This is a genomic window from Oceanisphaera marina, assembly GCF_014643915.1.
In the GTDB taxonomy this organism is placed as follows: domain Bacteria; phylum Pseudomonadota; class Gammaproteobacteria; order Enterobacterales; family Aeromonadaceae; genus Oceanimonas; species Oceanimonas marina.
On the sequence record NZ_BMKE01000012.1, the window covers coordinates 12,836 to 39,023 of the forward strand.

The 26,188-nt window shown below is 54.8% G+C and carries 23 protein-coding genes; 17 read left to right on the forward strand and 6 right to left on the reverse strand.

Going from position 1 to position 26,188, the window contains the following annotated elements; genetic code table 11:
* Positions 1–29: 29 nt before the first annotated feature.
* Together IEW52_RS08570 and IEW52_RS08575 are read right to left on the reverse strand one after the other, a co-directional pair.
* Complete coding sequence (locus IEW52_RS08570) at positions 30–1,394, reverse strand: Na+/H+ antiporter family protein (RefSeq protein ID WP_188629653.1); 1,365 nt, start codon at positions 1,392–1,394, stop codon at positions 30–32.
* A 215-nt stretch (positions 1,395–1,609) separates the two neighbouring features.
* Positions 1,610–2,395, reverse strand: coding sequence for a HalD/BesD family halogenase (locus IEW52_RS08575; protein ID WP_188629654.1), 786 nt, complete (start codon positions 2,393–2,395; stop codon positions 1,610–1,612).
* Positions 2,396–2,599: 204 nt separating this feature from the next.
* Here IEW52_RS08575 and IEW52_RS08580 point away from each other — a divergent pair, with 204 nt between their 5' ends.
* Positions 2,600–3,523 (forward strand): LysR substrate-binding domain-containing protein, encoded by a 924-nt coding sequence (locus IEW52_RS08580; protein WP_188629655.1) that lies wholly within the window; start codon positions 2,600–2,602, stop codon positions 3,521–3,523.
* 80 nt (positions 3,524–3,603) lie between these two features.
* Here the strand turns inward: IEW52_RS08580 and IEW52_RS08585 are convergent, their stop codons facing one another.
* Complete coding sequence (locus IEW52_RS08585) at positions 3,604–4,293, reverse strand: MOSC domain-containing protein (protein ID WP_188629656.1); 690 nt, start codon at positions 4,291–4,293, stop codon at positions 3,604–3,606.
* Between the two features lie 196 nt (positions 4,294–4,489).
* Here IEW52_RS08585 and IEW52_RS08590 point away from each other — a divergent pair, with 196 nt between their 5' ends.
* From IEW52_RS08590 to IEW52_RS08600, 3 genes are all read left to right on the forward strand, one after another.
* On the forward strand, positions 4,490–4,897 hold the full coding sequence (locus tag IEW52_RS08590; RefSeq protein ID WP_188629657.1) for an META domain-containing protein: 408 nt from the start codon (positions 4,490–4,492) through the stop codon (positions 4,895–4,897).
* A gap of 2 nt (positions 4,898–4,899) precedes the next feature.
* Positions 4,900–5,334 carry a thioredoxin TrxC gene (gene trxC / locus IEW52_RS08595; protein WP_188629658.1) on the forward strand — a complete coding sequence of 145 codons (435 nt, stop codon included), beginning with the start codon at positions 4,900–4,902 and terminating at the stop codon, positions 5,332–5,334.
* A 134-nt stretch (positions 5,335–5,468) separates the two neighbouring features.
* Positions 5,469–5,897, forward strand: coding sequence for a CoA-binding protein (locus tag IEW52_RS08600; protein ID WP_188629659.1), 429 nt, complete (start codon positions 5,469–5,471; stop codon positions 5,895–5,897).
* A 44-nt stretch (positions 5,898–5,941) separates the two neighbouring features.
* Here IEW52_RS08600 and IEW52_RS08605 read toward each other — a convergent pair whose 3' ends face one another.
* The 3 genes from IEW52_RS08605 to IEW52_RS08615 all read right to left on the reverse strand — a co-directional run bounded on the left by IEW52_RS08605 (position 5,942) and on the right by IEW52_RS08615 (position 8,808).
* Positions 5,942–6,430 carry a copper chaperone PCu(A)C gene (locus tag IEW52_RS08605; protein WP_188629660.1) on the reverse strand — a complete coding sequence of 163 codons (489 nt, stop codon included), beginning with the start codon at positions 6,428–6,430 and terminating at the stop codon, positions 5,942–5,944.
* 108 nt (positions 6,431–6,538) lie between these two features.
* Positions 6,539–8,368, reverse strand: a complete 1,830-nt coding sequence (locus tag IEW52_RS08610; RefSeq protein ID WP_188629661.1) for a putative bifunctional diguanylate cyclase/phosphodiesterase — start codon at positions 8,366–8,368, stop codon at positions 6,539–6,541.
* A gap of 194 nt (positions 8,369–8,562) precedes the next feature.
* Positions 8,563–8,808 (reverse strand): DUF2960 domain-containing protein, encoded by a 246-nt coding sequence (locus tag IEW52_RS08615; RefSeq protein ID WP_188629662.1) that lies wholly within the window; start codon positions 8,806–8,808, stop codon positions 8,563–8,565.
* A gap of 235 nt (positions 8,809–9,043) precedes the next feature.
* On the opposite strand from IEW52_RS08615, the gene IEW52_RS08620 reads away from it, so the two are divergent.
* The 13 genes from IEW52_RS08620 to IEW52_RS08680 all read left to right on the forward strand — a co-directional run bounded on the left by IEW52_RS08620 (position 9,044) and on the right by IEW52_RS08680 (position 26,144).
* Complete coding sequence (locus IEW52_RS08620) at positions 9,044–10,870, forward strand: sensor histidine kinase (RefSeq protein WP_229667863.1); 1,827 nt, start codon at positions 9,044–9,046, stop codon at positions 10,868–10,870.
* Complete coding sequence (locus IEW52_RS08625) at positions 10,860–12,227, forward strand: sigma-54-dependent transcriptional regulator (protein ID WP_188629664.1); 1,368 nt, start codon at positions 10,860–10,862, stop codon at positions 12,225–12,227. The genes IEW52_RS08620 and IEW52_RS08625 overlap by 11 nt, the downstream gene beginning before the upstream one ends.
* A 364-nt stretch (positions 12,228–12,591) precedes the next feature.
* The gene (locus IEW52_RS08630) at positions 12,592–14,799 is read left to right on the forward strand and encodes a TRAP transporter permease (RefSeq protein ID WP_188629665.1); all 2,208 of its coding nucleotides are present in this window, start codon (positions 12,592–12,594) and stop codon (positions 14,797–14,799) included.
* Between the two features lie 10 nt (positions 14,800–14,809).
* Positions 14,810–15,259 (forward strand): universal stress protein, encoded by a 450-nt coding sequence (locus IEW52_RS08635; RefSeq protein ID WP_188629666.1) that lies wholly within the window; start codon positions 14,810–14,812, stop codon positions 15,257–15,259.
* A 63-nt stretch (positions 15,260–15,322) separates the two neighbouring features.
* On the forward strand, positions 15,323–16,321 hold the full coding sequence (locus IEW52_RS08640) for a TAXI family TRAP transporter solute-binding subunit (RefSeq protein WP_188629667.1): 999 nt from the start codon (positions 15,323–15,325) through the stop codon (positions 16,319–16,321).
* Positions 16,322–16,461: 140 nt separating this feature from the next.
* A complete protein-coding gene (locus tag IEW52_RS08645) occupies positions 16,462–17,838 on the forward strand; it encodes a hypothetical protein (protein WP_188629668.1) in 1,377 nt (458 codons plus the stop codon).
* Positions 17,839–17,948: 110 nt separating this feature from the next.
* Positions 17,949–18,248: a BufA1 family periplasmic bufferin-type metallophore gene (locus tag IEW52_RS08650; RefSeq protein ID WP_188629669.1), complete on the forward strand. Its 300-nt coding sequence runs from the start codon at positions 17,949–17,951 to the stop codon at positions 18,246–18,248.
* A 25-nt stretch (positions 18,249–18,273) separates the two neighbouring features.
* Positions 18,274–19,164 (forward strand): MNIO family bufferin maturase, encoded by an 891-nt coding sequence (gene bufB, locus IEW52_RS08655; RefSeq protein WP_188629670.1) that lies wholly within the window; start codon positions 18,274–18,276, stop codon positions 19,162–19,164.
* The gene (locus IEW52_RS08660; RefSeq protein WP_188629671.1) at positions 19,161–19,925 is read left to right on the forward strand and encodes an HvfC/BufC N-terminal domain-containing protein; all 765 of its coding nucleotides are present in this window, start codon (positions 19,161–19,163) and stop codon (positions 19,923–19,925) included. Before bufB ends, IEW52_RS08660 begins: the two co-directional genes overlap by 4 nt.
* A complete protein-coding gene (locus tag IEW52_RS08665; RefSeq protein ID WP_188629672.1) occupies positions 19,922–20,410 on the forward strand; it encodes a DoxX family protein in 489 nt (162 codons plus the stop codon). Before IEW52_RS08660 ends, IEW52_RS08665 begins: the two co-directional genes overlap by 4 nt.
* Before the next feature lie 253 nt (positions 20,411–20,663).
* Complete coding sequence (locus IEW52_RS08670; RefSeq protein ID WP_188629673.1) at positions 20,664–21,983, forward strand: dicarboxylate/amino acid:cation symporter; 1,320 nt, start codon at positions 20,664–20,666, stop codon at positions 21,981–21,983.
* Between the two features lie 256 nt (positions 21,984–22,239).
* On the forward strand, positions 22,240–23,733 hold the full coding sequence (locus tag IEW52_RS08675; protein ID WP_188629674.1) for a diguanylate cyclase: 1,494 nt from the start codon (positions 22,240–22,242) through the stop codon (positions 23,731–23,733).
* A gap of 185 nt (positions 23,734–23,918) precedes the next feature.
* On the forward strand, positions 23,919–26,144 hold the full coding sequence (locus IEW52_RS08680; protein ID WP_188629675.1) for an NADP-dependent isocitrate dehydrogenase: 2,226 nt from the start codon (positions 23,919–23,921) through the stop codon (positions 26,142–26,144).
* Positions 26,145–26,188: the final 44 nt, after the last annotated feature.

Consider the following 26,188-nt stretch of genomic DNA (forward strand, 5'->3'; position numbering starts at 1 on the left):
CCGCTCTTTACTCCCTGCATCCAAATTCGTTACAAAACCTGCGCCGCTATCCAACCAAACAGGAGCAGCGGTATGTTGTAGTGCATGAAGGTGGGAATCACCGAATCTCGGATATGGTCATGCTGCCCATCTACGTTCAGCCCTGCGGTAGGTCCCAGAGTCGAGTCCGATGCGGGTGAACCCGCATCGCCCAGGGCGCCGGCAGTGCCCACCAGAGCGATAGTCGCCATGGGGGAAAATCCAAAATGCATCGCCATGGGTACGAAGATGGCCGCAATAATCGGCACGGTAGAAAACGACGAGCCGATCCCCATGGTAATAAAGAGTCCCACCAGCAGCATTACCAGCGCAGCCATGGCTGGGCTGTCACCGATCAGCGAACCCGCTCCCGCCACCAGTTCAGGAATAGCACCGGTTGCCTTCATTACACCGGCAAAACCGGCGGCGGCAATCATGACAAAGCCGATAAAGGCCATCAGTCGCATACCCTGGGTGAACACATCGTCCTGATCTTTCCACTTGAACAAGCAGTTCATTGATAACACGGTAAAGCCCAGCAGGCCCCCCAGCACCATGGAACCGGTCCATACCTGAACCAGCAAGGCACCACCCACGGCCACGCCAAGCATAGACAGCTGCAAAGCGGACAAGCGACGAGGCTCTTCTCTCTCCGTTTGACCCGCATTGTTACCGTTTACCGGCTGATGATATTCAACATGCTGATAGTCACGGGGCTTGCGGTAGCTGAAAAAAACGGCAACCAGCAGCCCGACTACCATACCCAAAGCCGGGATCAGCATGGCTTTGGGTGCCATGTCGTTGGTGACCGCAATCCCTAAGCTGGCACCCGCTTCGTTGACGTTCTGGGTAAGGATGTCATTGAGAAAGATGGCACCAAAGCCGACCGGTGCAATCATGTAGGGAATGACGATACTGAAAGTCAACACGCAGGCAATGATGCGTCGGTCCAGCTTCATCATGTTCATCAGGCCAAGCAAAGGCGGAATCAGCATAGGGATAAAGGCGATATGAATGGGCACTATGGTGTCGGCAGAAAAACCGATCACTACAAGAGCCGCATAAATTCCCCATTTGACATACCTCAGCCGGGTCGCATCCTGGCTGGCTCCGATCAGCCGCAGGGTTTTAGCGGCAATAACATCGGCAATACCGGTGCGCGACAGCGCCACCGCAAAGGCGCCCAGCGTCGCCGATGCCAGCGCGACCACGGCACCACTGCCCAGACCGCCATTAAAGGCCGAGGTGATATCTGCTATTGGCATTCCCGCATAAAGGCCGCCGATCACCGCCGACACCACCAGCGCAATCACCACCGGCACCCGAACCAGGCTAAGGCCAATCATTATCAATACCGCAAGTACAATCGTATTCATAGACAACTCCATGTCGTTGCAGGCACAGCAGCCCACAAGCCCCGAGATGGGGGAAAATCCAACCCTTGCGCCACCAGTACAGCGCACCTCAGGGCACGTCTAAACCAGATAGCACTAATCAAAAACAGAAGAGCCAAGCAACGGAACTCGTATTCCTGTGCCAGCCTGTTTGGCGTAAACAAGAACGATGAACGCCAAGCCAGCCGCTCATCGAATCAAGCTGTCAGTCGACCATAAAAAGTCAGGCGTGCGGTTTCCGACAACGCCACGTTGGCCTGATTGTTATAGGCCAGCACCACCAGCATGCGGGTAATATCCCCCTCGGTAGGGCTCACTCGATGAATGGCGTTGCGACCACGAAACAACACCAGAGCGCCCGGCTCCATGCTCAGCTGCTTGACTTCAACCTCGCCATTGAGCACCCGCTCCACGCCCTCGTAGTTCATCTCGCCCCGATCCGCGTCACGCATGTTTTCCACATACTCGAACACACCGCCCCCGGCCGGTTTCTGAATCAACAGTGTGGTAGCGAAGGAAGAGTTGTCGAAGTGCCAGCCCAGTTCCTGCCCTTCACTGGCATAGTGCAGGTTGATCGAAGACAGCGGATCGGCGTATTCATAGAGCTGTTCTTCATCCAGCACATCGCTCATGAATTCGCGAAAGCGCTGGGCGTTATAGAGGGTACGCAGGGGAGACTCTTCGGCTATGATGTCATCGGTAATACAGCCCTTGGAAGAAGTGACCTTGCGGTTACGCGCGTGCTCCTCCCCGAAGGCCGGATCCGATTCGGCCAGATAGACGTTGTGCTGCTTGGCGGTGTAATAGGCCAGGTGCTGCTTTTCAAGCCCCTCCTGCTTCACCTGCTCTACTGCTTCGGATTTCATGAAACCCGGCAACACCAGGGCACCGGTACGCTCCAGGGTATGACGACACTCGGCACGGAAGTCCGGGTCATCGATGGGATAAACAGATAAGTCGAGAATAGTGCTCAATGTGCTCATAACGCCTTGCTCCGCTCAATCGGTAAAAGATGCTGATTACCATATAAAAGCCCGACTGCCGGCAATAGCGATATTAAGTTAACGATATGTTAACTAATTTTAACCATATTGATACCCTCCCATACTTGACCCCATCACTGCTGCCCCGCATGATCAGGCCACCCGCCTGATGACGCAGGTTCAAGACGATAAAGAGAGACCGCTATGGAGCAGGCCAGTCACCACCGTTTACCCAAATTAAGTAACATATTGGCATTTGAGACCGCCGCTAAAACCGGCAGTCTGGCCAGTGCCGCCGACACTTTGTGCATTACTCCGGCTGCGGTCAGCCAGCAAATTCGGCAGCTGGAAGAGCATCTGGGAGTTAAACTGTTCGTGCGCTCCAAAAGCGGCGTCGAGCTGACCGAGCCGGGTATCAGCTATCTCGCCTTTACTCAGGAAGCGTTCGAAACCTTGCGTGTGGCACAGCAAAACATGGCCCAGTATCAAGGGGACCATACCCTGACCATTACCGCCCTGCCCGCCCTGGCCTCTCGCTGGCTAATGCCGCGTTTATATCAATGGATGGACCGGCACCCGGAAATTGATCTGCGCATTCAAGCCACCCACAGCCTGACCGACTTCAATACCACCCCCACCGACTTTTATCTGTCATTCGGGGACGAGCATTATCCTCAACAAGACAAAATAGAGCTGTTCCGCGACTCGGTAATCCCAGTGTGCAACCCCAACCTGCTCAAAACCTCACTGCCGCTGACCACCCCGGAACAACTGTTCGACTACCCCATGATTCATGTGGATTGGGGCCGAGACGGTCGTTTTCTGCCAGACTGGAGCGAATGGCTGCTGGCAGCCAATATCACTACTCGGCCACCCAATCGAGGCCCCTCGTTCAACCTGTCGGCGATGGCGATAGATGCCGCCGTTGCCAGTAGAGGCATACTGCTGGGCCAGCAATCGCTTATTCGAGAAGAACTTCAGCAAGGTAAACTGGTGCCGCTGTCGTCGTTGGCGCTACCACTCAACAAGTCCTATTTTCTGATTTATCCCAAACGCATTCTGAACAAACCGCGGGCCCAGGAGCTGCTGGACTGGTTAAAACAACAGGCCGATAGCGACCGGAAATAAATGTCGGAAAACAAAAAAAGGCCACACATTTGATGAGCCTTTTTTGTAACCCCCTCGGCACGAAAAATTTGAACCTATGCCTATTTCGGTCCCAGCAGACGTTGGCTCCAGTCGGTCACCTGTCCGGCAAACAGGTAATCATCCGCTTTTTGCCGCCAGCTGGGTGATAAACCGGCTAATGCGGCCAGCTCCTGCAAACCACCCCGATCAAAAGCCTGGTTGAATACAATATCTCCGGCCCGCTTAACGGACATCTGTGGATGCGGCCGCGCTTGCAAGATCAAGCGGGCCTCAGGGCCCACCTCTCCTGTTTCCAGCACCCGCAGCAACCAGCCCGTACGACCATTGCCCTGTACCAGTACCGAGAAAAAATCATAGCCAAAACGGGCGTTAAGCTTATAACAAGGCGAGCGGGGCTGGCTGATTTGAATCAAGGCGTCATCCAGCCGGTAAATATCACCGATGCAGGCATCCTGCTCTGCAAGGCCGACACCGGAAATGTTTTCGCCAAAAGCACCCGCCCCCAGTAGTGGCAAGGTGCTATGCAGCCCCATGCCCTGAAACCAGCTATGCCAGAAGTCATAATGCTCGCGGGGATAATAATGCAAGGCACGCTCTGCTCCGCCATGAAACTGCCTAGACACCTGAGCATCGCCACTGAGCCCGGTAAAGCCACAAAATTGTCGCCCGGAAATCAGTCGTTTATCGATGGCACTGCAGATTTGCTCATTCAACATGGCGGCTTTACCCGCCAGTATGCTCACTTGCATGGTGACCTCATAATGACAACTGGTATTGATTATTTATCACAGTAAGCCCAGCTCGCTCACACTACAATCAGGTTTAAGCGACGTGCCTTGAAAAAACAGCGTCAACTGTTCACTATTCTTAAAGACCTGCACGGATATCGTAGCGTGAAAAGATACGCAAGCCGGCATCTAATCCCAAAATAATGAAGGAGCCGTTATGAAAACAGCCATTATCACCGCCAGCGCCCTGTTGCTGGCCGCCTGCAGCAGTGGCCCCAAGGTCAGCGAGTCTGACTTGCAGCATCATCACTGGAACCTCGTCGCCATCAATGGCACCACCATCAATACCAACATCAAGTCGGACCTGGAAATTGCCGAGCATTTTTCGATTAATGGCATGGCTGGTTGCAACCGCTTCTTCGGCAGTGCCAGCCTGGAGCAAAATCGTCTCAAGGCCGACCCGCTGGCCAGCACCAAAATGGCGTGTTCTCCCGAAGAGCAAGCCGTGGAAACCGCCGTGCTGCACACCCTGGGTAACGGCGCTACCGTCAACAATCATGGCCAGAAAATGGAATTGGTAGGCGACCAATATACGCTGACCTATGCCCTGGCCGACTGGATGTGACCATGAGTGAACACATGTTGATTTGTCCGGCCTGCTTGACTAAAAATCGCGTCCCTGGTGCCCGACTGCAACAGGCGCCGCACTGCGGTAAATGCAAGGCAGAGTTGCTCACCTTTGAACCGTTAACCATGGACGGCCCCAAACTGGATCGACTACTGGCCAACGAAACACTGCCGTTAGTGGTCGATTTTTGGGCCCCCTGGTGTGGTCCTTGTCTGCAGATGGCACCGGTTTTTAATACCGCCGCCGGTGAAATGAAAGGCAAACTGAGGCTGGCCAAACTGGATACCGAGGCGCATCAAGCGGCGGCCGCCCGATTTGCCATTCGCTCCATCCCTACGCTCATCGCCTTTCATCAGGGTAAGGAAGTCGCACGCCAGTCGGGCGCGCTGTCGGCGGGACAACTACGCCAGTGGTTACAGACGATTCAGCGATAATTCAGCTCAATTGAAGCTGTTTATATTCGAAGGCCATGGCTGGCTCTCGACAGAGACATAAATTGCGTAGCCGATCATGGATTATCGGGTCGGCAAACTGCTATAACTGGGTTTTTATTCCTGTGGAAGGCATCATGGATCAACTCGAACAACAGCGCTTAACTCGCATCCTTAATCAAACGCGAAGCATTGCTCTTATTGGTGCCTCTAATCGCCCGGAACGGGCCAGCTATCAGGTGATGCAGTATTTGCTGGAACACGGTTATCGGGTGTTTCCGGTCAACCCGCAGCTGGCGGGTGCCGTGATTCTTGGCCAGACTTGCGTGGGGGAACTGGACGAGCTGGAGCAGCCCATAGAGCTGATTAACGTATTTCGTCGCGGCGAGTTTGCCGCCCGCATAGCGCAAGAGGCCATAGAGCAAAATGCCCAGTGTTTATGGCTGCAAGAAGGCGTGACCAGTCATGCGGCAGCCGAGTCTGCCGGTGAAGAGGAGCTGGAGTATGTTGAAGACTTGTGCATCAAGAAGGTACATCAGTCGCTGATAAAGGACGTGACTCAGTAACAGGAGATGAGAGGGGAATGCCCTCTCATCCCGCCCCTTTCATATTAATGGTTGTGCTGGTTATCTTGGTGCTGAGTCTGATGGTGCGCATCCGGTTCGGCATCAACGGCCACTTCAACCTCTACCGCACCGGCCTGTTTAAAGTGCAGAGTGACCGGAAAACGCTCACCTTCTACCGGCACCTGCTTTAGACCCATCAGCATCAAGTGGTGACCGCCTGGCGCCAGCGTCTGCTCGCCATGCGCGGGGATGACCAATTCTTCAAGTTGACGCATTTTCATCATGTCGCCGTCTTTAACATGGGTATGAATTTCCACTTTTTCGGCCACCGGGCTTTCGGCACTTAACAACACATCATCGGAATCACCCTTGTTGGTGACCTTCAGGTAGGCTACCCCCGTGGTGGCCACCGGCGGCAACGGACGGCTCCAGGGATGAGCAATATCCAGCTCTCCCGCATGATAATCATGGGCAGAAGCCGCAGTCGAGCCCAACAACAGGGCCGAGGCCAGTAACATTTTCAGTGGTGCCATGTTTCATTCCTTATCGGTGATTACTTATTTACACACAATGACCACAAGCTAAAAAGCGGTAAATCATTGAAATTACACACACTCCCCATCACGGCTCAAAACGATTTTCTACGCAGTGGTCAGCAGATCGAGAAAGTCATCTATCGGCATGGGCTTGTGGTATTTAAATCCCTGCAGATAATTACAGCCTTGTTGTTGCAACCAGGCTTCCTGGTCGCCGTTTTCCACTCCTTCGGCCACCACAGACACTCCCAGCCCCTTTGCCATGCCCAATATCGACAGGGTGAGAGCACAGTCATCGGCGTCTTTGGGCAAGTCCTGGATGAAAGAACGATCGATTTTAAGCTTGGTAAAAGGCAGATTTTTAAGGCGCAATAGTGACGAATAGCCGGTGCCGAAATCGTCAATGGACAGCTTGAGCCCCATGCGAACCAGTTGCTTCAAGGTGTGTTGCAGTACGTCCGAGTCGTCTTTAATGGCATCCTCAATCATTTCCAGTTCCAATTGAGATCCGTGCACCTGATATTGTTCGAGCAGGCTCCATATCTTGTCGGTCAGCGAGGGATCCATAATGGCATCAGCCGACAGATTGACGGCCACTGGCGGCATGGACAATCCCCGAGCCCGAGCCAGCTTGATATCCCGGCAGGCCCGCTCCAGCACCCACAGGTCGAGCTCGGCAATCAACCCCGCCTCGTAGGCCAGGGGCAGGAATTCGGCAGGAGATAAAAACCCCTGACTATGATGTTGCCAGCGTACCAGGGCTTCGCAACTGACCAGGGTGCGAGCATCGCCAGACATTATGGGTTGATACACCAGACTCAAACCATCATTGGCAATGGCCTCGATTAATTGATTTTCCATCAAAAAGCGCGCTTTGGCCGAGGCGGACACGCCCTGATTGAAATACTGAGCCTGTCGACGCCCACAGCCCTTGGCATGATACATGGCCGACTCGCTGCAACGCATCAAGGTCGCAACATCATCGGCATCATAAGGAAAAATCGAAATACCCACGCTGGTGCTGACGGTCAGCCTTTGCTGCCCGATTTGAATCGGTTGATTTACCGTATTCATGATGGTTTCCACTGCATCGCTCAGGGTGTTACTTCCCTCAGAAAAACGATACAGCATGGCAAATTCGTCTCCCCCCACCCGGGCAACCATATCTTTGCCGGGCAACAGCACACCTCGTAGACGCGTCGCCACTTCACTGACCACGGCATCACCAATCTGGCCACCCATACCGTTATTAATGGCATTAAGGCGGTCAATATCAAACCACAGCAGGGCAAAATGCCCAGGGGGTTGTTGACTCATCAATTGTTGAATTCGATGCTGTAGCGAACGCTGATTCAGCAGTCCGGTAAAATCATCATGATGGGTGATGTAGTCCAGCTCTTTACGGCTGTTCAACCAGGCTTCGTGGGTATTGATCATACTGATGGTATCGGCAAAGGCCGTGGCACAGGTAATATCCGCCAGAGTCCAATGCCGCTGCTCAAGGCTTTCCAGACACAAGACCCCACATAGCCGATTACCATCATAAATGGGCGCATCCAGCATGGCGACAACGGCTTGCGTTTGCGATAACTCGCATTGAGCAAAAGAACGGGTGCGAGGATCATTTTCCATATCATGGGTGGCAATGATTTCGGCCGCTTCCAGAGCCGAAAAGTAGGCCGAGTGCTCTACCCGGCCCAGTGTGTAGGGCTTGTAAACATGACCTGTTCGAGGGCTGTAACATTGATCTCGGTTCAGGCTGCTACTACAAAGACTCAAGCTCCAGACACTAATATCGTCGGTCTGCAGCAGCTCGCAACACAGCGCGATTAACGCCTCCAGCTTTTGACGCTTACTCAGCCCGATAAAACCCGCACTGTGCAGCAGCTGCATCAGTGTCTTGTGGTAGCCGAAAAACATCTGAATTTGTTCCACAGATCATCCATTAGCTGTTGGGGGCAGAATAATAATGGCAAACTCATTTGGCGCTGTCTATCGCTAGGATACTGTCAACGTTGAAATTGCGACGCGTCACAAAATTTAGCTGGCCTGATTATTGTCGCTCTCACGGCATGGTCGGCCGGCAGCAAGTCACTCTCTGCCGGCAGCGCAGGCTGTTGAGCGGTCGCTTATTCTTCGCGGATAATAGTCACATCGCTAAAGCCCAGTTTGCGAAAGTATTCTTCACGAAAATCCTTCATGGTCTTGCGATCGTTGCGGCTTACATTCGCCACCTGGCTTTCCATACGGTGAAATTCGGTCAAATCCACCCCTTCTGCCCTTGCCACCGCGTCATAAACACTGTGATGCTTGTCATTGGCATAACCAATTTCTTTGGGTTGTTTGCGGTACTGATAACGAATACGAAAAGCCATGATGATATTCCTGCATAAAACACCATTGTCGCCGCAATGACTACATCGACTCAAGCTTTCCCTGCAAAGACACATTCCCATCCGCCGCTCGACAGCGCATAATCGACTCATGAAACGAACGGATTCTTTTCAGACTTCTTCTGCAATTCGCCAGAGAAGCTCTCTCATACTGTTATTGTTAGTCGGCATGCTCATGCTCTCTGTCATGCTGTATCGCTCTGCACGAATGCAATCCATGACGCATATCCGCGAACAGGCCGATGCCAATCTCAGCCGCTATATCGTCAGCCTGCAATATCAACTCGACCGCCATCGGGATCTGCCTCGTCTGCTGGCCAATCAACATCAGCTGATTAACCTGCTCGAAAACCCCGAGGACACACAGAAAGTAGATACCGCCAACCGCTACCTGGCTTGGCTCAACACAACCATGGGGGCGACCGACAGTTATGTGATCGGGACCAACGGCATTACCCTGGCCGCCAGCAACTGGGATCAGCCCCGACCCTTTATTGGCAACGATTACAGTTTTCGCCCCTATTTTCAGCAAGCGATGGAGGGAGGTGCCGGTCGCTATTTCGCGCTGGGTAACACTTCCCGGGTGCGAGGTTATTTCTTTTCCTACCCGGTGTTACAGGCAGAGCAAATCATTGGGGTCGCCGTGGTCAAGGTGGATCTGGAAGATATAGAAGCAGACTGGAGCGATCCCTTGCTGGATATTCTGGTCATGGATGAAGACGGTGTTATCTTTATTTCCACTCGGGCCTCTTGGCGTTTTCGCACTCTCGGTTATCAATCTGAAGTTGACGGTCATGCCCTGCGGCAATCCTACGGCAATCATGACTCACCATCGACAAAGAGCCAGCTAGTAAGCAGACCTGCAACCAGCTTACTCACCAAGGAAGATATTGCCCGTATCAGCGCCAGCCGCCGCTACGGAGCAGCCCCACTGCTGCCGCTCAACATTATTCGCCAGGAAGTCTCCGAACAGGGCGATCTACTGTTAACGCTGGTTGATACTCCATCAGCCACATCCGCAGAACGAGCCGGTCACTATCTGCTACAAAGCCGTTTATTACCCGAAGTCGGCATGCGAGTTGCGGTCCTTGCCAACCTGAAACCGCTGCAGACCGGTATATTCAAGACCTTGAGCCTGGGGCTGACCTTCTACCTTGTTCTCGCGGCCTTGATCCTGTTTTTCAGCGCCCGCAATCGGATGAAGCTGCGCCACCAGAACGAATTGCAACAAGCCCACGGGGCCCTGGAACTGCGTGTAAAACAACGTACCCAGGAGCTGACCGATGCCAACCAGCGCCTGCAACAGGAAATAGAGCAACATCATCAGACCCAGAACCAGCTGATTCAAACTGCAAAGCTGGCCGTTCTCGGTCAGCTGTCTGCCGGCATCAATCATGAACTCAGCCAGCCGCTTACCGCCATCCGTCATTTTGCCGACAACGGCCGCAAGCTGCTTGTTCGCGGCAAGATCGAGACGGTGGGCACCAACCTGGAAGAAATAGCTGGGCTGGCCGATCGCATGGCTGCCATACTGCAGCCGCTCAGAGAGTTCGCCCGCCAGCATCAAGACGCCGGCCGGGGCGTCAATCTTCAGCACCTGCGCCAGGGATTCATGGTAATCATGGGTAGTCAGCTGGAACAGCAGCAAGCGCGCATTCTCTGGCCAGACGGGCTGGAAAAAATCTGGGTAGCAGGCGATATAGGCCGTCTTGAACAAGTACTGGTCAATCTTATCAACAACGCCCTGCAAGCCATGGCTGGCCGCTCTCTTCCCTGCATCAACATCACAGTGAAGAAGAAAAAAGACCGAGTACAGCTAAGCGTACGCGATCATGGCCCAGGATTAAGTGCCGATGCCCTTACTCAAATATTCGAGCCCTTCTATACCACCAAGTCGACCGGTATGGGTCTGGGGTTGTCCATTTCTCACCGCATCGTTCTGAGCCTGAATGGCCGACTCGAAGCCACCAATCACCCGGAAGGCGGCGCCCTGTTCACCCTGACGCTACCGTCGCTTTCACCCCAGGAGCACCATGAGCCATAACGTTAATGTCATACTGGTCGATGACGACCCCCATGTACGTCTGTCGGCCGGGCAGACTCTTGAGCTGGAAGACTATCGGGTGCTCACCCTCGCCGAGGGCCGCCAGGCTCTGGCACAGCTCACTCCCGACTTCCCCGGCGTGGTGGTGACCGATATCAACATGCCGGGCATGACTGGGCTGGAGCTACTGCAACAGATCAAACAACTGGATTCGGACATTCCGGTGATCCTGATCACCGGCTTCGGGGATATCTCGATGGCAGTCGGCGCCATTCGCAACGGCGCCTACGACTTTATCGAAAAACCCTTTTCCGCCGACCTGCTGCTCGACGTGGTACACAGGGCGCTAGAAAAACGCACCCTGACACTGGAAAACCGCAAGCTGCGCCAGGAGCTGCAGGCGCAGAGCGCCCCCGGGCCGCGCATCATCGGCACCTCTTCCGCCATACTGCAACTGCGCCAGCTGGTACTGACCGTGGCCGACACCCCGGCCGACGTGCTGCTGATGGGAGAAACCGGTACCGGCAAGGATTTGCTGGCCCGCTATATCCACGAGCACAGCCCTCGCCGGGAGCGCAACTTTGTGGCCATCAACTGTGGCGGCGTCCCAGAGACTCTGATCGAATCGGAGCTGTTCGGCCATGAAAAGGGCGCCTTTACCGATGCCAGAGAGCGACGCATCGGCAAGTTGGAGCACGCCAATGGCGGTACCCTGTTTCTGGATGAAATTGAAAGCATGCCGATGAGCCTGCAAATCAAGCTGCTGCGGGTACTGGAAGAAAGGGCCATAGAGCGATTGGGATCCAACACCCTGATCCCGCTCGATCTCAGGATCATCGCCGCCACCAAAGCCGATCTTCGTGCGCTGGCCGAGACCGGCGAGTTTCGCGAGGATCTCTATTACCGGCTCAACGTGGTGCGAATCGACATTCCTCCCCTGCGGGCCCGTCCCCAGGACATTCCGATGCTGTTCCAGCATTTCGCCCTGCTCGCCTCCTCTCTGTACGAGCGTGAAATTCCGCCGCTGTCGCCCGAGCGCGTCCACCGCCTGATGAGTCACGACTGGCCCGGCAACGTGCGTGAGCTGCGCAACCTGGCGGAGCGATATGTGTTGCTCGGTGAAGCCTGCACCTTCGACTTCGACGACCAGCCCATCACCGAGCAGGAGCCCATGGCGCCGGGTCTGGCGGCGCGGGTAGAGCATTTCGAAAAGACCCTGATTCAGGCCGAACTCGCCCGCCACGGCGGATCCATCAAGCACACGCTAGAAAGTCTCAAGCTGCCGCGCAAGACCTTGTACGACAAAATGAAAAAATACGATCTGGACAAGAAGGATTACAAGGACGGCACCGACTGAGCTGCCATTTGCCCCCGATGGGTAGATTTCCATCCATCGGCGGCGACGAGTTCGAGACCAACTTACCTGTCTCATCAGGGCCTCGGCCCTCATTACCACCCCTGAAAGCTCCAATGGGTGGAAATCCACCAAAGCCCTGCATGGAACCGGCGGATTCCTACCCATTTCTACCCAATACCAAACGACTGAATCACCTCGCCCAGCTTGCCAACCCTTTAACCACGCGCCTTTGCGCTGCTCTCGCCAAACCTGGCCTCGCTTTTGCAACAATAAATCAACAAACCGCCCATCGGTCTACCAGCCCGTAGTCGAAGGCAAGGAACGCCACCCGGCCACCGGTGCCGGAGCAAAAGCAGAGGTCAAGATGTCAAACACCGAACAATCGCTCGACGGCCTCAGCCCCGAAGAGCAGAAAAAGCTCAAGGAGCTGATGGAAAAAGATGCCAAGAGCGAGCGCAAGCTCACCGGGCCCTGGGCCTGGCTGGCCGCCGCTCTGGCCGCCATCATGGTCGCCATCTACTTTTACGGTGCCGGCGTCGCCGCCCTCAGCACCCAGTACCACCTTGGTATTTATGTGCTGATCACCTTCGTACTGGTCTTTCTGTTGTACCCGGCGGGCAGCCGCACCGCCTATGGCGGCATGTCGTTGATCAGCGCCACCCTGCTGTCGTTGTTGGTCAGCTGCTTTCTGGTGTACGACTCGCCTACCGTCTTCTACCAGCAATTGACCCTGTTCCAGGAAACCTGGAGCTACGACGGCCTCGGCATGGCGCTGGAGCAGGATCTGGACAAGCTGCACTACAGTCTGTGGCTGATTTTACCCTTCGCCGCCATCCTGCTGCCGCTGGATCAATGGCTGAACCGGCGTAGCCACAACAGCCCCACCGCCAGCGATGTGATCCTGGCACTGATGACGGCCGGCACCGTGCTGTACTGGATCAGCCAGTTCGAACAGCTCAATTACCGGGCCGGGGCAGAAAACGAGGTCGACATGCTGATCAGCATCGTCGGTCTGCTACTGTCACTGGAAATCTGCCGCCGAGTGCTGGGATGGTCCATCACCCTAATTGGGGTGGCCATGATCGCCTTCGCCCTGTTCGGCCCCTATCTTCCCGACCTGCTCGCGCACCGGGGCTTTCGGTTCGAACGCTTGGCCACCGCCCTGTTCCTGACCACCAACGGGGTGTTCGGGGTCATGGCCAGCGTGCTGGCGACCTATGTCATCCTGTTCATCTTCTTCGGGGCCTTTCTGCAGAAGTCCGGCGCCGGCAAGTTTTTTATCGATCTGCCGCTGGCCCTCGCCGGTCGCTCCACCGGCGGCCCGGCCAAGGTGGCCGTTATTTCGTCAGCGCTGTTCGGATCTGTGTCCGGCTCGGCCATTGCCAATACTGTTTCTTCCGGCGCCTTTACCATTCCCATGATGAAACGGGCCGGCTTCAAGCCCCATGTGGCCGGAGCCATAGAGCCCGCGGCCTCCATCGGCGGCATGTTTCTTCCCCCCATCATGGGTGCGGGCGGCTTTCTGATGGCAGAACTGACCGGCACGCCTTACTCCACCATCATGATGCTGTCCATCGGGCCGGCGCTGCTCTACTTCCTGGCGGTGTACTGCATGGTGCATTTCGAGGCCAAGAAACATGGTCTGGTGGGTGTACAGGGCGAAGAGATTCCGCACTGGAAAACCGTGTTCAAGAGCGGCTGGTATTACGCGTTGCCGCTGGTCATCATTACCGTGTTGTTGCTTACCGGCCGCTCTGCCGGCAACTCGGCGTTCTGGGCCACCCTCTCCTGTATCGCGGTAAGCTGGGTCGATAGAGAAACCCGCATGGGACCGCGGGAAATCTGGGATGCCATTCAGGTGGGGGCGCGCAACACCCTGATCGTGGGCGCCACCATAGGTGTGATCGGCATCATCGTCGGCACCATTTCACTGACCGGCATGGGCCTCAAATTCTCCGATCTGATCATCTCCATGGCCGGTAACAGCCTGTTGCTGGCACTGGTGCTGGTGGCCATTGCCTCGCTGGTGCTGGGCATGGGCGTGCCGGTGACTGCCGCCTACCTGATCGTCGCCGTGTTGGCGGTACCGGCGCTGGGCGAATTCGGGGTATCGGCCATTGCCGCCCACATGATCGTCTACTGGCTGTCCCAGGACTCCAACATCACGCCGCCGGTCTGCGTGGCCGCCTATGCGGGCGCCGCCATCGCCGGTTCGGATCCCTGGAAAACCGGCTGGACCTCATTCAAGTTCGCCAAGATGCTGTACGTGATGCCACTGCTGTTTGCCTATGTACCCGCCATGTTGCTCGACGGTAGCGTTCTGGAAATTATTTCTGCCTTCATGTCGGCCACCCTCGGCACCATCGCCTTTGGCGCCTTCTCCATGGGCTATCTGCGCCGCAAGACCCGGCTGTTTGAATGGCTGCTGCTGGGCGCCGGTACTCTGTTGCTGTACTGGCCGACCCTGGTTTCCGATGCTGCAGGTCTAGTTCTGGTCGCCCTGGTGTGGTGGCTGCAGCGGGAAAACAACGCCACGCCGATGGCCGACATTCACCATTCCAATGCCAATTAAGGACACCGCCATGGCTCAGATCAAGCTGATTGTATACGCAACCGACTTTTCCACCGGCGCCGCCAGGGCGGCGGAGCTGGCTGCTCATCTGGCCCAGGTTAACGGGGCTCGCCTGCACCTGTTGCACGTAGTGACCGAGCTGGGCGACCGGCATCGGCGCAGCATTCCTGCTGGAGTAATGGATTCCTTCGTCAAGGAAGTCAACACCCAGGCGATGACCGACATGCACGGCTTCAAACAACGGCTATTCGGCCAGTTTCAGGGCGAACTGACCACGGAAGTGGTGATTGGCACCGGCGCCGAAACCCTGCTGTCCCGGGCCGGCAGCCTGGGGGCCGACCTCATCATCATGGGCAGCCATGGCCGTCACGGCCTGGAAAAACTACTGCTGGGCTCCACCACCGAGCGCGTTATTCGTCAATCACCGATTCCGGTATTAACGGTACCCGAGCACGGCTGAAGTGCCGTCTCACCTTTCTCGAGGGAAGACAGCGAGAAATACAACCATAAAGAGGAAACAGCAATGATACTGAAAAAACTGTGCAAGCCTGCCAAGGCGCTGACGTCCATCACCCTCGTCGCCGTGGCCACTGCCGGCATGAGCATGGCTCACGCCCAGACCGAGCGACTGGCGTTTTCCGGTGGTCCGGACGGCGGAACCTTCCAGTATTTCTCCAATGGTATCGCTACCCGGCTGTCGCGGACCATGGATGGTGTGGAAGTGTCCAACATGGCTTCCGCCGGTTCGGTCGAGAACCTGCGTCGGGTCAACTCCCGCGACGCCGACTTCGGTATCGTCTACTCCGGCGACATGTATCTGGGCCTGAATGGCAAACTGACCAACGACACCCGCAAGTATCGTAATGTGCAGGCCGTGTCCTACCTGTACGGCGCCCCAGCTCACCTGATTGTGCTGGACGGCTCTGATATTACCGAAGTGGCTCAGCTCGATGGCAAGAATGTCGCCGTGGGTCCCGCCGGATCCGGTGCCGCCGCCTCCGCTCAACGCTTCTTTGAAGGCGTGGGGCTGTGGGACAAGATCACCCCCCAATACATCGGCTATAACCAGGGCGCCTCGGCGCTGGGCGATCGTCAGATTGATGCGCTCTGGGTCTTTGCCGGCTTCCCCAATGCTTCGGTAATCCAGGCCGCCTCCAGTAACAAGATCCGTCTGCTGCAGGTCAACGAGGCCGCCGAAAAAGGCACTCTATTCAATGATCACCCCTACTACGCCCCGGTTACCATACCGGCCAACACTTATGCGAATGTGGATTACGATGTAGTGACCATTCAGGACTCGGCTCTGTGGATTGCCGGCCGCCATTTATCCGAAGAGAAAGTGCGCGACAGCCTGAAAGAGATTTATTCACCAGAAGGCCTGACGTTCATGTCTTCCGTCTCCCAGGCGGCCAAGTCAATGACCATCGACAGCGGCATCATGGGTATCGTGACGCCGATGCATGACGGTGCCAAAGCATTCTGGACCGAACAGGGCAAGACGCTCACCGAAGTTCAGCAATAAGCCGTATACCACCTCGATATTTCGGCCCCGCCTTGTGCGGGGCTTTTTATCTCCATAACCGCACAGCTGGCCGCAAGCACCGAGCGCAGAAATACGTTAAGATATTGTCATCATTAATGTTTGTGGTGTAATTCCAACCCGTGATCAGTGTTGAGCGTAAAGACGGTTTTTCTCTCAAGATATCTCGCATTCTGCGGGAGGCCACCGAGCACCGATTGGATATTTATTTCTTCATACCCGGCGAGCTGGGACTCAACACCAAGGTGGTGCCGGAAGAAGAGTTCTATCACAGTGCCATTCATGTACAACGGACCTATTTCAGTGACCGCCCCTATCTCCCTCTAATCCACAGTCGTCTGGCCAAGCGGGGCGAACTTTCATCGGAACAATATCGCCTTAGCCTCAGCTTGTATGCTTACCAGTATGCCATTGGACTGGAGCAGTCTTGCCAAGAACTGCGCAACGAAAAAGACGGCGTGACTCAAGAAGCCATTGAAGAACTGATCGCCCTGGCGCAGGATATTTTACGCCGCTTGCGCCGCCATGTTCCCGATGATCAGACCCTGCATAAATATTACGTCAACATCGATAATTACCTTTCCTGGTTTACCGAGCAACGGCTGCTGTCGTTGGTGGCGCATTTACCACGCACCAAAGAATATAAAACCGCCAAGGTTTTGTTGCTGGATGTGTGTGATCTGGAACATAAGCATCGCGTTGCACAACAGTACAACTCCAGCCATACCACCGAAGCCTTGTCGAGAATCTCCAACAAAATGCGGCTGTTACGCCGTTTGATTGAATATCCGGTGACATTGAAAGAAAAAACCCGAGAGCTGGGAGGAGGCGAAGAAAAGCTGCTGAAAGCCGGCGTCACCGCCGTGGTAATGACCACGATGTCGCTGGCGGTCTTTGAGGTACGCGAGACACTGGGCAGCATTTCGCTGCTGGTTATCTTGTTGCTGGCACTCTTGTATGCGTTGCGTGAAATATTCAAAGACGACCTGCGCAACACCTTGTGGCGCTGGTTGCGTAAAGGTCGCCCCAAGTGGCGGCGGCAGTATTTTGATGTGCATAGCAATCAATTGGTGGGGCGCCAGCTTGAGTGGTTCGATTATCGTCGCCCGGCCAGATTAAAAGAAGACATTCTGAGCGCGCGCCATGCCAACGTAACCCAGAAAGAAGAAGTGGTGATGCATTACGGCAGTCACTCCCGTATGCTGCCGACCCGTTTTTTAAGCGGCTACGAACAAACACGCGAAACACTGCAGCTGGACTTGAGTTTGCTGTCCAAGCTAATGGAAAAAGGCACCCACCACGTCTATCAGCTAAAAGAAGGACAGGTTGCACGCCACCCGGTAGAAAAACGCTATCTCATCAACCTGGTCACCCGTGAAGTTCAGGGGCAGAATCCGCCGATTATCCAGCGCTGGAAGGTGGTGATGAGCCGTTCGAAGATTGTAGAGATAGAAGAAATCCCGCAAACAGGGCCTGCTACTTCAGACTCGCCCGCATAAAGTTTTACTTTTTTGTAACAATTCATCCAGTGCTTCCGACTAACCAGCAAGATGACGGCAATGTTGCCGCATTTTGTGGTCATTCCATTTCTGTTAGAAGGAAGCTCAACATGAACAAAGCAACCACAGCAACCGCCATTGCCTTTGCCCTGACCACCGCCCTCACCGCGGTGAGTATGCCGGTCGTCGCGACAGATGGTGCCAGCAGCGAAAAATGCTACGGCGTGGCGCTAAAAGGCAAGAATGATTGTGCCGCAGGCCCCGGTACGAGTTGCGCCGGTACCGCCAAAGTCGATTATCAGGGTAACGCCTGGAAACTGGTGCCTGCAGGCACCTGCCTGGAAACGGTCTCACCGACGTCACCAACCGGCCATGGTCAGCTGGAAGCCTTTAAAGAAGTGAAGGCATAATCTGGTGAATGAATGGGAGGCTTGAATGGCAACTTCATTACACAGCACCCCGGCAACTCACTCTCGCCCGGCCGGTTTACCGGCCGGTGTGGGTCTGGGTATAAAGCCTCAGCACTTTGAAGCTTTGCTGACCCAACAACCCGGGCTGGGCTTTGTTGAGGTGCATGCCGAAAATTACATGGTGGATGGCGGTCCTCTACTTCATTACCTGGAGCGTGTCCGCACCTTGTACCCGCTGTCTATTCATGGCGTTGGACTGTCTATCGGTGGCGCCGAGCCAATAGATGACAACCATTTGAATCGCTTGCGAACACTGGTGGATCGCTACCAGCCCAACGCCGTTTCCGAACATCTGGCATGGTCGGCCGTCGATGGCAGCTTTGCCAGCGATTTACTACCGCTGCCCTATACCCCAACAACACTGCAACGTGTTTGCGAGCATCTCGATCAGGTACAAACCACACTGGGGCGCACCATATTGCTGGAAAATCCCGCTACCTACCTGAGTTTTGCCGAGTCTTGTCTCGCTGAGGCCGACTTTATTCATCAAGTGGTGCAACGCAGTGGCTGCGGTCTATTACTGGATATCAACAATGTGTATGTGTCATCGGTCAATCATGACTACTCGGCCATCGACTACATAGAAGCACTACCGCTGGACACCGTTGGCGAATTACACCTGGCCGGTTTTGAGGAGCAGCAGGACAATCAGGGGGCCCGGTTGCTGATAGACAGTCATGGCGCGCCAATCGCCAAGCCTGTCTGGTCGCTCTATCAATACGCCCTGTCTCGCCTTGGCCCACAACCCACCTTGATTGAGCGGGACAATCATATTCCCCCCCTGGCGACCCTGTTGGCAGAAGTACATCAGGCGCAACACTGGTTGCAGCAAGCCACCACAAGGAGCCGCTCATGACGACTGATCGTCTTTTCATGAAGGCGCTGCTGGACCCCGAACAAGCATTGCCCACCAGCCTTAACCCCAATCCGGGCAATCAAGCGCGCTTTGCCGTCTATCGTAATAATGTACGGGCCTCCTTGAGCCAGGCCCTGGCAGATACCTTTCCCGTTTGCCAGCAGTTGGTAGGAGACGACTTCTTTCGTGCCATGAGCGGCTTGTATATCGAACATTCTCCGCCAAGCTCTCCTTTACTCGCCAAATATGGCGAACATTTTCCCGACTTTATCGCCTCCTTTGCGCCGGCCGCTGTCTTGCCTTATCTGGCGGATCTTGCCCGTATGGAGCTGGATTGGTTAAACGTGCTGCATGCCGCCGAGCCCATTCAGCTAGATGTTGACGCCCTCGGCTCGATATTGACCGACCCCCACCGCGTGGCGCGATTACGTCTGGTATTGCAGCCTTGCGCTCGACTGATTCGCTCACCTTATGCCGTGGTTTCTCTGTGGCAGACACACCAGGGGCAGCTTGATATCGCCACTGTCGACCCTTTACGGCCAGAGCAGGCTCTGTTGGTGCGCCCGGAACATCAGGTGCTGCTGCTCACGCTTAACGAAGCCAGCGCCCATTTCATTGCCCGGTTATCGCTGCAACCCCTGACTCAGGCACTGGAACACACCTTATTGCAATATCCCGACTTTACCCCCGAGTCCACATTGACACTCTTGCTGCAACAGAGAGCCATTGGCACTTTTTACCTTACCGGAGATGAGTCATGATGCCGATTCGCCTGATCAACCAGCTTAATTCATGGTTTAGCCGTATACCCTATTCACCCATCGCATTACTGGGGCGCTTTGCCATTGCCGCTACCTTCTGGAAGTCTGGCCAAACCAAGATCGATGGCCTGGCCATCGATCTCATTAACGGGGAATGGACACTCGGCTGGCCGACCCTGAGACCACTGGCCATCATACTGTTCAAGGAAGAATACCAACTGCCATGGCTGGCTCCCGAGTGGGCGGCTCTTTTGGCTGCGGTGGCCGAACACCTGTTTCCCCTGCTGCTACTGTTGGGGCTGGCCACGCGTTTATCGGCTTTTTCCTTATTGATCATGACTATGGTGATTCAGCTATGGGTCTACCCTCACGCCTACCCGTTGCATGGCGTCTGGGCCGCGGTGTTACTGTTATTAATGCAGCGCGGTGCGGGGATTATCTCTGTTGATCATTGGCTTGCCCATCGACGACCTCCTTCCCGCTAAGTCATGTTTCTCCAACGTGCGGAGTGCTGGCGCCCCGAATTCATCGGGGATAGCAACCGATTCATGATGAGAGATGGCCGGAGTTTTTGAAGCAGAAAACTTCACGCCAAACAAAAAAGCTGGCATTCTGTGCGCCGTTTTGCCATATCAGCCGGATTAGGCATGGCAAACTCGAGGTATGATACCTCACCACAGGGCATCTGCTGATGCCATCGTTTTTGCTCTTTTGTATCGGATAAGGAGATTCCACTCGATGACCACCGATAAGAAAAAAATGTCGTTGACCGCCAGAGTGCTGCTCGGTATGTGTCTTGGCATTTTAGCGGGATTTATTTTCCGCACCCTCTTGGGTGACGTAGCGCTAGTGCAGGAATATGTGGTCGACGGCCTGTTGCAGGTCGGCGGCCAGATCTTCATTGCCAGCCTGAAAATGTTGGTTGTACCACTGATCTTCGTGTCTTTGGTGTGTGGCACCAGCTCGTTGAAAGATCTCGCGACTCTGGGTCGCCTGGGTGGCAAGACCCTGGCTTTTTACATGGTCACCACCGCCATCGCCATCAGCCTGGCGCTGCTGATGGGTAACCTGTTCAAGCCTGGCGAAGGCGTCGACCTGACCAGTGCTGCCACCTTTGCCGCCAAAGAAGCACCTACCCTGGGTGAAGTCATAGTGGGCATGTTTCCCACCAACCCCATCAATTCGATGGCTGAAGGCAACACGCTGCAAATTATCGTGTTTGCCGTGCTGTTCGGTATCGCCATCAGCCTGGCGGGTAAACCGGGAGAACGCATTGCCGCCTTGTTCAGCGACTTCAACGAAGTGATCATGAAGCTGGTGTCACTGCTGATGAACATAGCGCCTTACGGCGTCTTCTGTCTGATGGCTCAGCTGTTCAGTGATTTGGGGCTCGATGCCATCGTCAACCTGATGGAATACTTTCTGGTACTGGCTGGTACCCTGCTGCTGCACGGCCTGGTGACCTACTCCATCATGTTCCGTGCCTTTACCGGCCTGAACCCGCTTATCTTCCTGAAAAAAATGGAAGATGCCATCATGTTTGCCTTTTCTACCGCTTCGTCCAACGCCACCATACCGGTGACCATGGAAACCGCCACCCGGCGCATGGGGGTAGACAACAAGGTAGCGGCCTTTACCGTGCCATTGGGCGCCACCATCAATATGGATGGCACCGCTATCATGCAGGGCGTAGCCACCGCCTTTATTGCGCAGGCCTTTAATATCGACCTGAGCTTTAACGATTACATGATGGTGATCATGACGGCCACCCTGGCTTCGGTAGGCACCGCGGGAGTGCCGGGCGTGGGGCTGGTTATGCTGGCCATGGTGCTTAATCAGGTGGGTCTGCCGGTAGAAGGTATCGCACTGATTATCGGTGTCGATCGTCTGCTCGACATGATACGCACGGCGGTCAATATCACCGGCGACTCCGTGGTCACCTGCATTGTGGGTAAAAGCGAAGGTGCCATGGATGTAGATCGATTCAACAATCCGCAGGCAGGCAAGAAAGAAGAGGAAATTCACTTTTCGTCCTCTTCATCCCGTCACCATTCATAATAACGTCGACACCCGAGCCAGGCTCGGGTGTCTTCTTTTATTATCTGTTATCTCAATCGGCATATTACTTCTAAGCTCTTTATTGACGATTGACAGTCATCTGATAACGGCGAGTCACTATTTCTGGCTCATTTAATGATTCAAGACGAATACCGCGCCATTGATGAGAATCAGCCTGCAAAGTTAAACATTCAATGATTGCTCTATTATAACCAAGGCGGCATGATGACTTGATAGTCATAGCGTGAGAGCAGAAATGGACTCAGCCTCTGTATTTGCCGACATACGGCGCGTCTTTACCTTATTTCGATTAACAGGCTATCGCTTGTGGTCAATACTGTTGTTGCTGTTACTTGGCAGTCTCCCGTTAAACGCCTACCCCCTTCAAGTTCCGCTAAGCGTAACCGAGCAGGTCTATGTCAGCGCACATCCTGTGGTACCTGTTTGTGTCGATCCCGACTGGCTACCCTTTGAGGCGATAGATAAACATCAAAAACATGTGGGTATTATTGCCGACCTGCTTGCCCTGGTGGGCAACAAAACCGGCTTGCAGATACAATTGCACCCCACCCACAGCTGGGATGAAAGTCTGATTGCCTCGCAGAGCGGACAGTGCCTGGTGTTAAGTGCTCTCAACCAGACACCGGAACGCGATGAATGGCTTATTTTTACCGACCCCTTGCTGGAAGATCCCAACGTATTGATTACCCGGGAAGATCATCCGTTTATTTCCGATCTCGCCAGCCTGACCAATAAAACCATAGCACTGCAGCGCGGTACAGCCATGGCAGAGCTGTTTGCCCGGGACTTTACCAACCTGACAATGATTGATACCGATACCGAGCCCGAGGCCATGCAGATGGTGTCGGATGGCAAGGCGGATATGACGCTGCGTTCTCTGGTTGTGGCGGCCCACACCATCAAGAGCGCCGGCTGGTACAACCTCAAAGTGTCGGGTCAGATCCCGGGATATGACAACCAGTTGCGTATCGGCGTAGTCAAGTCGGAACAAACGCTGCGCAATATACTTAATCGCGGCATCGCGGCTATCAGTGAGCAAGAACGACAACAGGTGATGGACCGCCACCTAAGCCTGAAAGTTGTATCGGAAACCATCACCGATTACACCTTTGCCTACGGACTCGGTATTTTACTGCTGGCCGTGATTGGCACCAGCCTGTTCTGGATGCGTCGCCTGAAGGCGGTAAACAAACAACTTAATATCACGGCGCAAACCGATGCACTCACCCAGTTAACCAATCGCCACGGCTTGAATCTAACGCTGGAGACGGATCTCGAACGCGCCCAGCGATATCAGCATCCACTGTCTGTCATCATGATGGATATTGATCATTTCAAGCAAATTAACGACCAGTATGGCCACCTGGCGGGAGACAAGGTACTGGTGGAATGCAGCCGGCTGTTAAAAGACAATCTGCGTAAATCCGATATTATTTGCCGCTGGGGCGGTGAAGAATTTCTGGTACTTTGCTTTGAAACCACGCAAGAGCAGGCCGCCTTGCTGGCTCAGTTATTACTGGAAAAGATACGTCACCACCCTTTTCCCGACATAGGGACCATTACCGTTAGCGCCGGCGTCGCTCAGGCGCTTGCGACCGATAACGCCGAAACCCTGACCCAGCGTGCTGACACCATGTTATACGAAGCCAAACACAATGGCAGAGACCGCGTCTGCGTGGCCAATATCATCCCGGATAAACCCGCCACCATGGAAGCCGCACCCAGTTAGGACCAAGATTATTCGCCTGAAAGCACAGAATTGACTTAAGTCGCTTAAGTCTTGGGGGGCATCTGTCATACAATGATGCCCGAGTATTTACTGCAGCGGCCCCAGTCAGCGTCACAGGCAAGCAAAGCTGGGTGTCATATCAAGCCGTTGCGTCCCAAATTATCAATCAGGGAAAGAACGAAATAATGACCACCAAAGAACCCACCATAGTTTATACCCTCACCGACGAAGCGCCCGCCCTGGCCACGTATTCCTTATTACCCATAGTGCGTACTTTTGTGAGCACAGCCGGCATCAAGGTGACGCTGAGCGATATTTCTCTTGCCGGTCGTATTCTGGCTGCATTTCCCGAGTGCCTGAGTGAAGAACAACGTGTCGCAGACGGCCTGAGCGAACTGGGCGAACTGACTCAGGACCCAAGTGCCAACATCATAAAGCTACCCAATATCAGTGCTTCCGTACCCCAGCTAAGAGCCTGCATTGCCGAGCTGCAAGCGCAGGGCTTTGCCATTCCCGACTTGCCGGAAGAAGCCACGACCGATGAAGAAAAATCGGCGGCCGAGCGCTACTCACGCATTCTGGGCAGTGCCGTTAACCCGGTATTGCGCCAGGGCAACTCCGATCGTCGCGCCCCGGCAGCCGTCAAGGCTTTCGTGCGCAAGTACCCGCATTCCATGGGTGAATGGAGCAAGGCTTCCCGCTCTCACGCCGATTACATGAATGGCGGCGACTTTTTCTCCAGCGAGCAGTCGGTCACCATGAGCACAGACCAGACCGTTCGTATTGAATTCGTCAACCAGGCCGGTCAGGTCGAGCTGAAAAAAGAACTGCCGCTGCAAGCTGGTGAAGTGCTGGACGGCATGTTCATGAGCGCAAACGCGCTGTCTGATTTTTTTGAGCAGACGCTGCAAGACTGTAAAGAAAGCGGCGTGATGTGGTCTTTGCACGTTAAAGCCACCATGATGAAGGTATCTCACCCCATAGTGTTTGGGCACGCGGTGAAAGTCTTCTATCGTGGCGTATTCGAGAAATATGGCGATCTGTTCGACGAACTGGGCGTTAACCCCAATAACGGCATGAACAGTGTGTTGGAGAAAATAAAAACGCTGCCGCAGTCGACCCAGGACGAAATTGAGCAGGCAATCCACGACTGCTACGAGAGCCGCCCGGAAATGGCCATGGTAGACTCGGTTAAAGGCATTACCAACCTGCACGTACCCAGCGACGTGATTGTTGATGCTTCCATGCCCGCCATGATCCGCAGCTCGGGCAAAATGTGGGCCCGTGACGGCAAGCTGAAAGACACCAAGGCCGTGATGCCTGAAAGTACTTATGCGCGCATCTATCAGGAAGTGATTAACTTCTGCAAGACTAACGGTGCCTTCGATCCGCGCACCATGGGAACCGTGCCCAACGTGGGCCTGATGGCGATGAAAGCCGAAGAGTACGGCTCTCATGACAAGACCTTTGAACTGTCGGAAGATGGTACCATGCGCGTAGTCGACGAAAACGGCACCGTGCTGATGCAGCATCCCGTCGAGAAAGGCGATATCTGGCGCGCCTGTCAAACCAAGGACGCCGCGGTACGCGACTGGGTCAAGCTGGCCGTTACCCGTGCCCGTCAGTCCAATACCCCGGCGGTATTCTGGCTGGATGCCGAACGCGCCCACGACAATGAGCTGCGTAAAAAAGTCACCGCCTATCTGCAAGAACATGATCTGAGCGGTCTGGATATTCAGATCATGTCTTACAACGAAGCCATTCGTTTCTCGATGGAACGCATTATCCGCGGACTGGATACCATTTCCGTCACCGGTAACGTGCTGCGCGACTACCTCACCGACTTGTTCCCCATCCTGGAGCTGGGTACCTCGGCCAAAATGCTGTCCATCGTGCCCATGCTGGCCGGTGGCGGCATGTACGAAACCGGTGCCGGTGGCTCTGCGCCCAAGCACGTACAGCAGTTGCTGGAAGAAAACCACTTGCGCTGGGATTCGTTGGGCGAGTTCCTGGCACTGGCGGTGTCGCTGGAAGAGCTGGGTATCAAAGAAGGGAATAGCAAGGCCAAGATACTGGCCAGCTGTCTGGACAAGGCCACCGAGCTGTTGCTGGATAATGGCAAGTCGCCTTCGCGCAAAGCCGGCGAGCTGGACAACCGCGGCAGCCATTTCTACCTGAGCCTGTACTGGGCCCAGCAACTGGCAGCCCAAAGCGAAGACGCCGAACTGGCCGCTCACTTTGCGCCACTGGCCGACACTCTGGCTAACAACGAAGACAAAATCCTGGCTGAACTTGAGTCCGTTCAAGGTCAGCATGCGGGTCTGGAAGGCTATTATCATATTGATACTGCCGCTCTGGATAAAGTTATGCGCCCCAGCGCGACACTGAACCAGGCCTTATCAACCAAGTAACCCTTCTTCGGTTTGCTCAAGATAGATACCAACCCAGCTTCGGC